The sequence below is a fragment of the Aestuariicoccus sp. MJ-SS9 genome (genome assembly GCF_032586235.1).
GTDB lineage: Bacteria > Pseudomonadota > Alphaproteobacteria > Rhodobacterales > Rhodobacteraceae > Aestuariicoccus.
Window position 1 is genome coordinate 1 of the sequence record NZ_JAWHTD010000110.1, and the last position, 2413, is coordinate 2413.

General features: G+C 54.5%; 3 protein-coding genes and 1 pseudogene. 2 read left to right on the forward strand and 2 right to left on the reverse strand.

Annotated elements, in window-relative coordinates; genetic code table 11:
- Window positions 1-77 precede the first annotated feature (77 nt).
- Window positions 78-386 (forward strand): annotated as a pseudogene (locus RXV88_RS23425) (transposase); the annotation flags it as partial.
- Window positions 387-462: 76 nt separating this feature from the next.
- Here the strand turns inward: RXV88_RS23425 and RXV88_RS23430 are convergent.
- The gene (locus RXV88_RS23430; protein WP_316296147.1) at window positions 463-849 is read right to left on the reverse strand and encodes a hypothetical protein; all 387 of its coding nucleotides are present in this window, start codon (window positions 847-849) and stop codon (window positions 463-465) included.
- A 582-nt stretch (window positions 850-1431) separates the two neighbouring features.
- Here RXV88_RS23430 and RXV88_RS23435 point away from each other — a divergent pair.
- The gene (locus RXV88_RS23435; protein ID WP_316296148.1) at window positions 1432-2250 is read left to right on the forward strand and encodes a class I SAM-dependent methyltransferase; all 819 of its coding nucleotides are present in this window, start codon (window positions 1432-1434) and stop codon (window positions 2248-2250) included.
- Here RXV88_RS23435 and RXV88_RS23440 read toward each other — a convergent pair.
- The coding region (locus RXV88_RS23440) for a hypothetical protein (protein ID WP_316296150.1) at window positions 2227-2413 on the reverse strand (187 nt) is incomplete at its 5' end. The two genes, RXV88_RS23435 and RXV88_RS23440, sit on opposite strands and share 24 nt — an antisense overlap.

Here is a 2413-nt window from a genome sequence, read left to right on the forward strand (position 1 = left end):
GGCGCGAACTTGGCGCGGTATAAGGGAAGTCCTACTGTCCTTGTGGAGACGGGTTCGAATCCGTCTGGCAGCACCCCGATCAGGGCTCGCAGTTCACGTCCTTCGCCTGGACCGACCGGCTGAAACGGGTCGGGACCCGGATCTCGATGGACGGCAAAGGGCGCTGTCTCGACAACATCTTCATCGAACGCCTTTGGCGGTCCCTAAAGTATGAGTGCGTCTATCTACACGCCTGGGAGACGGGCTCGCAGGCGAAGGCCGGGGTTGGCAGATGGATCACCTTCTACAACCACCAGTGGCCCCACGCCGCCCATGGCGGACAGCCGCCCGCCGTGGTCTACTTCAACCAGATCGAAACCGACCAGCAGGGGCAGAGAGTAGCTTAAATCATCCCGGAAACTGTCCAAGAGTTGGGGAGTAGCTCAAAAAACCGGTCCAGACGGTGTGTTTGGGAGTAGAAAATCAACGAGCGTCGAATTCCGGCCTGATCTTCTTCAGCTTCACAGCCTTCACCATCTTCGGGAATTTCGCGAATGCCCAGTCCGGGTCCACGATGCCCAGCAAAATCGCGCATGCTTCGCAGATATCGCCACAAGTGACGTCCTGACGTTTGGCCCATTTTTGGGGCAGGAACGCTCTGTAGAAGAGCCAATTGTCCTCCGGGTCCACGACAATGATGCCGAAGATATATGCCCGTTCGCCCTTGTATTTGCCCTGTGCCATCAGGACGTGGTTGTTCACCCGGCACGCACCCAGGGCCGGAAACCCAGTAATCTGTTCGGCTTGGTCACACATACGTTCCAACCGGGTCTTGAGCTTGGGGATGTTCACCCTTGGAAAGGTATTCATAGATCGGTTCCTAAAATCTGCGGCCCGTTGTGGGTGCCTCTAAGCGTCGGCCCGCCGCTTTGAATTCATCAAAAAATTGAAAGGGACTATCTTTGCTTCCTGGATCTGCATACGTAAAATCAGGTCAAAAGTAAAATACTCCTCTGTTTTATATCTGCTTTTTACGCCGGCTCGGTAGGCAGCAAAAGGTCATTAACACAACCAAAGAGGGCATAATGCGACCGAAACTTCCACCCGAACACGCCCGTTCAAAGCGCATCAACGGGCTCTGATGATGTGGCCGAGATGATCGAGGGTGACTATCTTGAGTCCGGAGCGGATGCCCGCCTGCACGCCAGTCACCCAGAAAAGATCAGACATGTCTCCTCTTGCTTTTCGAGCGGTGGAGCACGATGAGTCGTCGTTGGAACCCGCTGAGTGATGTCTGCTCAGTGTTGGATAACCGTCATCCGACAAAAACCGTCAGATGTCCCGTACGAGCCCTCTCCAGACCCCCATTTGCTGGGCGGTCTCTCGCTATAAGCGGTTTTTCGTGATATGGACGATTGGATAATAAGGCTTTCTGGGGGGGGGGGGGCAAAAATGGCTGCTTACGAGGGTTTCGCGAACTTGGAAACCAAGGGCTGGTCTGACGATACGATTTCTGCAGGCTACGTGAACATGTTCTCCTCCGCGAGTGACATGGCCATTCCTTCTATCGTGTCCAGCATTGAAAGTACCGGTAAGGTGCTCGATCTCTGTTGTGGACAAGGCAATGTCACCGAGGCACTTGCAAAAGCAGGGCACGACGTGACGGGTGCAGATTTCTCCGCAAAGATGCTTTCTTACGCGCGCAAAAGCGTTCCGGGCGGAGACTTCGTTGAAGCAGACGCGCAAGACCTGCCTTTCGACGACGGCAGCTTTGACAGTGTCGTCTGTAGTTTCGGCCTGATGCATATCCCTGATCAGCCGAAAGCTCTTGCGGAAATTCGCAGGGTTTTGAAGCCCAGCGGCCAATTCATTATGACGTCTTGGTGTGGCCCGGATATCTCCCCTGTCTTCCACGTATTTTATAGCAGCGTTCAAGAACACGGCCACCCTTCGGTCAAGATGCCTGAGAGCCCGAATTTCCATCAATTTGCAAACGAGGAAACGGCAAATACGATCTTGTCAGGTGCGGGGTTTGAGGTGGAAAAACAGCAACAGGTCGACTGTTTCTGGATGTTGGCTTCTCCGGAAGGTCTGGCCGAAATCTTTCAGAACGGAGCTCCTCGTGGTGGCTACCTTCTGTCTCAGCAGCCAGAAGCGAATAATGCGGCAATCAAAGCGGCGGTGGCCGAAAAAGTACGCGAAAGCTTTAGCGACGGCGACAAATGGCGCGCTCAACTGCCTGCATCTTTAATCGTCGCCCGCGTTCGGTAGAGCAAACCGGGCAACGGCGGTTTTGTCCGCAACTCGGACGAAGGCCCGTTTGAAGCGAGGGTCCGGTTCGTCGCTCAAGCGGACATAGGGGCGTTGTTGCAAAAGTCTGTCGGCGAAGGATTCACTTCGTGAATCCATGCCGTTAGACGCGTTGTATGAACAA

Coding starts and splice junctions, on each gene's coding strand:
- RXV88_RS23430 (WP_316296147.1), bottom strand. CDS start 849: ATGAATACCTTTCCAAGGGTGAACATCCCCAAGCTCAAGACCCGGTTG.
- RXV88_RS23435 (WP_316296148.1), top strand. CDS start 1,432: ATGGCTGCTTACGAGGGTTTCGCGAACTTGGAAACCAAGGGCTGGTCT.